Consider the following 7663-nt stretch of genomic DNA (forward strand, 5'->3'; position numbering starts at 1 on the left):
ATTGATTTACAGCTGCCTTTTTGCTTGAAGATTTACATTGACAGAAACTTATGTTATGAGGGAGATATATATAATACGACATGGTGAGACAGAATATAACAAAAAGAAAATAATTCAGGGTAGGGGCGTAGATGCTCCTTTGAATGAAACCGGAAAACAACAAGCCTTAAAATTTTACAATCAATATAAAGAAAGGCAATTTGATGCTGTTTTTTCCTCAAATTTGATAAGAACTAAACAAACCTTGCAACCATTTTCTGATAAAGGATATGACATTTTATCTTTTAGCGAAATCGATGAAATAGACTGGGGGAGCCATGAAGGGAAAATTTCCACCTCAGACCTAAGAGGAGAATACAAAAAGATTATAACATCCTGGAGAAATGGCGATTATAAAGTCACACTACCTAATGGCGAAAGTCCTTATGATGTGCAGGAACGATTAAAATATTTCATAAATAACACATTGGAAACCTCCAAAGGCAGAATTTTAATTTGTTCGCATGGGCGCACGATGAGAATATTTTTATGTACACTACTGGGTTACCCCTTATCCAGAATGGATGACTTTACTCATGAAAATCTTAGTTTATACAAGCTTAAAGGGAATAATTTGAATTATGAGTTGTTACTTAAAAATTGCACTAAACATTTAAATTAAACACAATGCTTCAGAGGCCAAGAAGAAACAGAAAATCAGAAGTTATACGTGCAATGGTGCGTGAAAATATACTTACACCGGATAATCTCGTGCAACCTGTTTTTCTGGAAGATGGCGTAAATATTAACAGAAGCATATCAGCATTACCCGGTCAGTTCAGATATTCTATTGATACAGCATTGGTGAAAATCGAGAGCTGTATAGACAGCGGAATAAACAGTTTTATTTTATTCCCTTCCATAGAGGAGCGTTTGAAAGATAAACAAGGTTCATACAGCTATCAAACCGATAACTTTTATCTGGATTGCATACGTAAAATAAAAGAGCGGTTTCCGGCGGCATGTTTAATTAGTGATGTAGCCCTTGATCCCTATAATATTGACGGGCATGACGGAATTGTTGAAAACGGAGAAATTTTAAATGATGAAACCTTAGAGGTTTTGGGTATGATGGCTATAGCTCAGGCGGAAGCAGGCATTGACATAATAGGGCCTTCTGATATGATGGACGGGAGAGTTGCTTTTATCAGAAATGCTTTAGATAGCAAAGACTTTAAAAATGTCTCAATCATGAGCTATACGGCCAAATATGCAAGCGCATTTTACGGACCCTTCAGAGAAGCACTGGATTCTGCTCCCAAAGCAGGAGATAAGAAAACTTATCAGATGGACATAGCAAATTCGGCTGAAGCACTGAGAGAAGCGACATTGGATGAGGCGGAAGGGGCTGATTTTTTAATGGTTAAGCCGGCACTCCACTATCTGGATGTTATAAGTTTATTAAAAAAGCATTCATCTTTACCAATTGCGGCTTATCATGTTAGCGGGGAATATGCCATGCTGATGGCTGCCTGTAATAATGGCTGGTTAGATTTTGAAAAGGCTATGCCCGAAACATTACTTTCGATTAAAAGAGCCGGCGCAGATGTGATTATTACTTATTTTGCGCACGATTTTGCTGAAAGATTCAAGGCTGCTAAGGAATAACAACTGCTTCTTTACTTTTCTGTACGAAAGTCTGCAATTATCTCCAATTCCTTATTTTTAAACATATCGGCAGGGTTAGTCCCCGGGTGACCTTCAGGAATTGGTGCTTTCAACTTTTTAAAGTAATCTAACCAAAAAGGATGTGTTTTACCGGATTCGGTTTTGAACGTCATGTTAATAGTCTTAAAAACTTCTCTCCCCAAAGATTCATTAACTATATCACTTACCAGCTCACTACAATAAAACGTTTTTTTGTCTGAAAAAAAAGCAAAATTATACTTTTTTCCAAGGTACTTTTTGGCATTTTTATTTAGCTCTTCTGAAAAGCTTTTGCTTGTATTCTTTATCCGACAAATAACGGTATGATGGTTTCCCTTAAAAAAGCTTTTTTCTAAAAAATCTTCCCAGGCTGTTTTTACAACTCCTTTTGAAGGGGTAGATTCTAATATCGCATTCCCTAAAAAAATACCTACATGATTAAATGGAAAACTTTTTGTTGAGGTAGTTTCTAAAATGGCATTATCCATTTCATCATTAGAAATAGATTGAAAACAAATATCTCCTACCTTCGGGAAAATTATGGGCATATCGCAACTATTATATACAGTATTCGTAAACTATAACATAACATTCACAAAAAAAATTGATAAAGCCTATGAAAACCTTTAAAATTTTACTTATATTAGTATTGTCATTCATGTACATAATGATGAAGATATCGTTTGCTTAAATAGCAAACAGACAAAGGCACACAAAAGCTGTGCATCGGGATAACCCACGAGAGAAAGAGTTAATTTAATTTAGCTCTTTCTTTTTTTATGTCCTCTATGATAAAATGGGCATGTTCTCTGGAATTTTCAATAAACCAGGTATGCGTATTTTTTCCACCGCAAATTACACCGGCCAAATAAATACCCTTTTGATTAGTTTCCATAGTCTTTGGATTAAAATCAGGCATATTCCACACATCATCTTTTATGCGTATTCCGGTTTTTTTTAAAAAGTCAAAATCCGGTAAATAACCGGTCATAGCAAGCACAAAGTCATTTTTATATTCCAGTATGTGTTCCGGCGTTTTAATGATAACACTGTATGGCGTAATTGCTAAAAGCCGGCTGTTAAAAAAAGCTTGTATACTCCCTTCTTCAATTCTATTTTCTATATCCGGCTTCACCCAATATTTCACACGATCGCTAATCGTATCATTTTTTATAAGCATTTTCACTTCAGCCCCTTTTCTATAACATTCCAATGCCACATCTACGGCAGAATTTGCCGCACCGACAACAAGTATTTTTTTTCTGTAAAAAGGATGTGCTTCCTGAAAATAATGATGTACTTTTTCAAGATTTTCTCCGGGGACATCTAATTTATTGGGAATATCATAAAAACCTAAAGCTAAAATAATATTTCTGCATTTTATCTCGCCTTTTTGAGTTGTGACTGTGAAAATATTTTTCTCCTTGCGAATATTTTTTACCGGATTGTAAAGGGAAAGTTTTAATTGATAAAAATCAGCTACTCTTCTGTAATATTCCAAAGCTTCATTTCTTCCGGGTTTGGGTTTGTTTGAAATAAAAGGAACACCGCCTATTTCCAGCTTTTCAGAGGTTGAAAAAAACTGCATTTCTTTCGGGTAATTGTAAAGTGAATTGACCAAACAGCCTTTGTCGGCAATTAAATAGGAAAGTCCCTTTTTCTTTGCTTCTATTCCACAACATAGCCCGATAGGGCCGGCTCCGACAATCAATAAGTCTAAGGTCATCATAGGGCAAAATTAACAAACATAATGCAATTAGGTTTCCAAAAAAAATTGACAATCCTGTGAATGGCTTTTATATTGCTCATAGCCAAGTGTGTTGGTTTTTTGCTGAGGTTACACACAACCCGGAGCTTTAGTTTCGGATTGTAGGGTGGTTTTCCCTTTCGGGGGAGGCCACTCTTTTTTTTAAAAGTAAAAAAGTTTAGCGGTTTAATGAAAATTACCGACTTTCATTAAATAGTTTTATTCTTGCAGAAATAAAATTTCATATTTTACTTTTATAAAAATATGTTGTACTATATCTTTAAGTTTATTTTTAAGGTCATCGGCCTTATACCCATGCGTATCTTGTATGTATTTTCAGATTTGCTGTATCTGTTACTTTACAGAGTAATGTCTTACCGAAAGAAAATTGTCAGAAGCAATCTGGTTCATGCGTTTCCGGAAAAGTCCATAGCAGAAATCAAGAAAATTGAAAGGGGTTTTTATCATAACTTTTGTGATATGATTTTTGAGACCTTAAAAGCAGTGGGGTCTGATTTTTCTGCCATTAAAAATCGTTTTGTCACAGACCTGGAGGCATATATGGAAGTGCAGAAGACCGGCAAGAGTGCCTTTATGGGTTCAAGTCATTTTTTTAATTGGGAATGGGGCAATTGGGTGTTGGCAAATCAAACCAAGTTTCAGGTTTTAGGTATTTATATGCCGATAAAAAGCGACTGGTTAGAGCGACTGATGTTGGAAATGCGTCAGCGTTACGGCACCCGAATGATACCGGTAGGCTCGGTTAGAGAAGTTGCGAGTCAGTATGCCGATGTTCAAACTTTGGAGGTTTATGTAACCGACCAGAATCCTTCCGGCCCGGATAAGGGATATTGGATAGATTTCATGAACAGGCCGGTCCCTTTTCATGCAGGTCTTGAGCGGGTAGCCAGAAAACTCAATTATCCCGTAATTTTTGAAAGAGCGGTAAAAGTGAAAAGAGGGCATTATACCACCCATTCTGTAATAGCATTTGAAAACCCTGCCGACACAGAAGAAGGAGAGATTACAAGAGCCATTGTTAAATTTACAGAAGAAAGCATCCGACAGCAACCTGAAAACTATGTTTGGACCCATAATCGATGGAAATATACCAAACACTTTAAAAAGTACGGTTTTAAATAGCACTTCTATTTTATACATTATCATTGAGTATTCAGATAGATAGCTTGTGCTCTAAAATAAATTGGCGATATTTGGTAAAATAGTATGTTTTTTTTTGCTTAAAGTCATTATAAAATATATTTTTGCCGTCTGAATTAAATTGTCATATAAAATATAAATTAAAATCGTAACTGTATGAATGCACAAACAATTATTTTAATAATTCCTATCCTGGGGGTCGTAGCATTGCTCTTCACCATGTGGAGGTCCGCCTGGGTAACAAAACAGGAAAGCGGTACTGAAAAGATGCAAAAGATTGCAAAACACATTTCTGATGGTGCCATGGCTTTTTTGAAAGCCGAATACAAGGTATTATCCATTTTTGTTGTTTGCGTGGCTATTTTACTGGCTTTTTCAGCTAATCCGGAAACATCTTCTCCATTAGTAGCTGTTTCATTTATCGTAGGAGCCATTTGTTCAGGTTTGGCCGGATTTATTGGAATGCGCGTAGCTACTAAAGCTAACGTAAGAACTACACATGCTGCCAGAACCAGTCTTGGAAAAGGACTTGAAGTTGCTTTCAGTGGTGGTTCCGTAATGGGATTAGGTGTTGTAGGTTTAGGAGTTCTCGGACTTGGTGTTTTATTTTTAGTGTATTCTCAAATTTTTGGTGTTACCGATAAAAATTCGGTAGCTCAGGTTATCAATATTATCACCGGATTTTCTTTTGGTGCATCATCCATTGCACTTTTTGCACGTGTGGGCGGAGGTATTTATACCAAAGCGGCTGACGTGGGAGCGGATCTTGTAGGTAAGGTTGAGGCAGGGATTCCTGAAGATCACCCTTACAACCCGGCTACTATTGCAGATAACGTGGGTGATAACGTAGGTGACGTTGCCGGTATGGGCGCTGACCTTTTTGAATCGTATGTAGGTTCCATCATCGGTGCGATGGTTTTAGGAGCTGCATTTATAGGAATTACCGGATTTGAGCCGACAAATGATTTAGGCGGTTTGAATGCAGTTTTATTACCTCTTGTATTAGCCGGTCTTGGAATTTTAACATCTATTATCGGAACTTTCTTTGTAAAAGTAAGAGAAGGAGGAAACCCTCATAAAGCATTAAATACAGGAGAATTTGTTTCCGCAGGTATAATGATTGTTTTGACTTTCTTAGCTACCAGAATGTTATTACCGGAATCATGGGTATTCACAGACCCTATCACAGGTACTGAGCAAACAATCACTGCTTTAGGTGTGTTTTTTACAACTATCATTGGTTTAGTTTCCGGTTTATTAATCGGATTGGTAACTGAATACTTTACGGGTACGGGAACAAAGCCGGTTTACTCAATAGTGAGACAATCAGTAACCGGTTCTGCTACGAATATTATATCCGGTGTAGGAGTTGGTTTGATGTCAACGGCTATTCCGATTTTGATTATTGCTACGGCGATTGTGGCTTCATTTACTTTAGGTGGAATGTACGGAATTGCCATTGCGGCAGTTGGTATGCTTTCAAATACCGGTATTCAGTTGGCGGTAGATGCTTACGGACCAATTTCTGATAATGCGGGTGGTATAGCTGAAATGGCTGAATTGCCACCGGAAGTTAGACAAAGAACAGATAAATTAGATGCTGTAGGTAACACTACTGCTGCTATTGGAAAAGGATTTGCAATCGGATCGGCAGCCTTAACTGCATTGGCATTATTCGGAGCTTTCTTAACGGCTTATAATGTTTCAAATCCGGAAACTATGCTTGTATCAATCAGCATTACGAATCCTTATGTAATGGCTTCTATTTTTGTGGGTGCTATGTTACCTTTCTTATTCTCAGCATTAGCTATGCAGGCGGTAGGACGTGCAGCCATGTCAATGATTGAAGAAGTAAGAAGACAGTTTAGCGATATCCCTGAGTTGAAAGCAGCCTTAAATGTAATGCGCAAGAACGGAGAGACTCCAATGAGCGAATGGAATGAGGAAGACAGAAAAACATTTGATGCAGCAGACGGAAAAGCAGAATACAGCAAATGTGTTGAGATATCTACCAAAGCATCTATCCGTGAAATGGTTTTACCGGGATTAGTTGCGGTATTAGTACCGGTAGCTTTTGGATTTGTTCCAAAGTTATTTTTAGATGGCAACTTAAATGCGCAGATGTTAGGTGGATTGCTTGCGGGTGTAACTTCTGCCGGTGTATTAATGGCCCTTTTCCAGTCGAATGCCGGTGGTGCATGGGATAACGCCAAGAAAATGATTGAAGAAGGAGTAGAAATTAACGGAGTGATGCACAAAAAAGGTTCTGAAGCTCATAAGGCTGCTGTAGTAGGAGATACTGTAGGAGATCCTTTCAAAGATACCTCAGGCCCTTCATTGAACATCTTATTGAAGTTAATGTCTGTAGTTGCATTGGTTATTGCATCTATGATTTAATAATTAGTTAAGCGGTAACTAAGTTTGGTATTTTGCCAATCACATTTACCGGCTAATAAATATCAAAGCCCCGTCGATAAATTCGGCGGGGCTTTTTTTTTCATCTTATTGTTTAAAAGGATGTAAAGTAAAATTGATGAATGGAGTGTTTAACATATATTTTAATATATTTGTTGTAAATAAAAGTTAACCTATACCTCAGAAGTTATCATATTGAGTTTTGTGTGGGATAGTGGGTTTTATGAATGAGTTGGCATTAATACGAGAAAGAACTAAATGACAAATAATTACAAATCGGAAGTAAATGCTGGAGTTCATACTAATATTGGTATGGATTTCCAAAAGAACTGTACTATTTACTTGTTTCTCGAAAAATACAATCAATTACAAAATCAAAAGTATTTTATAATATTAGAACATTTAGAGGATGTAATTTTTGGATACCTTGATAATCAGGCTGAACTTTCAAAAATTGAGACATACCAAGCAAAAAAATCATCCTCAAAATGGATAAATAGTGGTTTATTAGAAATTATAAAAAAAATTGCTGAAACTAGTCAATCAGTATTGAATGACCCACACCCAAAAGCAGAAGATTTTAGTCAAGACAACTTTTTTGCAACAAATAATACAATAGAACTTAAATGCAAAGTTAATAAACAGCAATATTCT

7 protein-coding genes are annotated in these 7663 nt (G+C 36.7%); 5 read left to right on the forward strand and 2 right to left on the reverse strand.

Annotated features, from left to right (window positions below; translation table 11 throughout):
* The first annotated feature begins 37 nt into the window (after positions 1–37).
* Positions 38–661, forward strand: a complete 624-nt coding sequence (locus EA412_06085) for a histidine phosphatase family protein (protein TVR79674.1) — start codon at positions 38–40, stop codon at positions 659–661.
* Positions 662–666: 5 nt separating this feature from the next.
* Positions 667–1647: a porphobilinogen synthase gene (gene hemB, locus EA412_06090; GenBank protein ID TVR79675.1), complete on the forward strand. Its 981-nt coding sequence runs from the start codon at positions 667–669 to the stop codon at positions 1645–1647.
* An 11-nt stretch (positions 1648–1658) separates the two neighbouring features.
* On the opposite strand, the gene EA412_06095 is transcribed toward hemB, so the two are convergent.
* Together EA412_06095 and ypdA are read right to left on the reverse strand one after the other, a co-directional pair.
* Positions 1659–2234 (reverse strand): hypothetical protein, encoded by a 576-nt coding sequence (locus EA412_06095; protein ID TVR79676.1) that lies wholly within the window; start codon positions 2232–2234, stop codon positions 1659–1661.
* Between the two features lie 203 nt (positions 2235–2437).
* Positions 2438–3415: a YpdA family putative bacillithiol disulfide reductase gene (ypdA, locus tag EA412_06100; GenBank protein TVR79677.1), complete on the reverse strand. Its 978-nt coding sequence runs from the start codon at positions 3413–3415 to the stop codon at positions 2438–2440.
* Positions 3416–3697: 282 nt separating this feature from the next.
* On the opposite strand from ypdA, the gene EA412_06105 reads away from it, so the two are divergent.
* From EA412_06105 to EA412_06115, 3 genes are all read left to right on the forward strand, one after another.
* On the forward strand, positions 3698–4576 hold the full coding sequence (locus EA412_06105; GenBank protein TVR79678.1) for a hypothetical protein: 879 nt from the start codon (positions 3698–3700) through the stop codon (positions 4574–4576).
* Between the two features lie 174 nt (positions 4577–4750).
* Positions 4751–6991 (forward strand): sodium-translocating pyrophosphatase, encoded by a 2241-nt coding sequence (locus EA412_06110; GenBank protein TVR79679.1) that lies wholly within the window; start codon positions 4751–4753, stop codon positions 6989–6991.
* A 276-nt stretch (positions 6992–7267) separates the two neighbouring features.
* The coding region (locus EA412_06115) for a hypothetical protein (protein ID TVR79680.1) at positions 7268–7663 on the forward strand (396 nt) is incomplete at its 3' end.

This window comes from Chitinophagaceae bacterium (genome assembly GCA_007695095.1).
In the GTDB taxonomy this organism is placed as follows: domain Bacteria; phylum Bacteroidota; class Bacteroidia; order Chitinophagales; family REEL01; genus REEL01.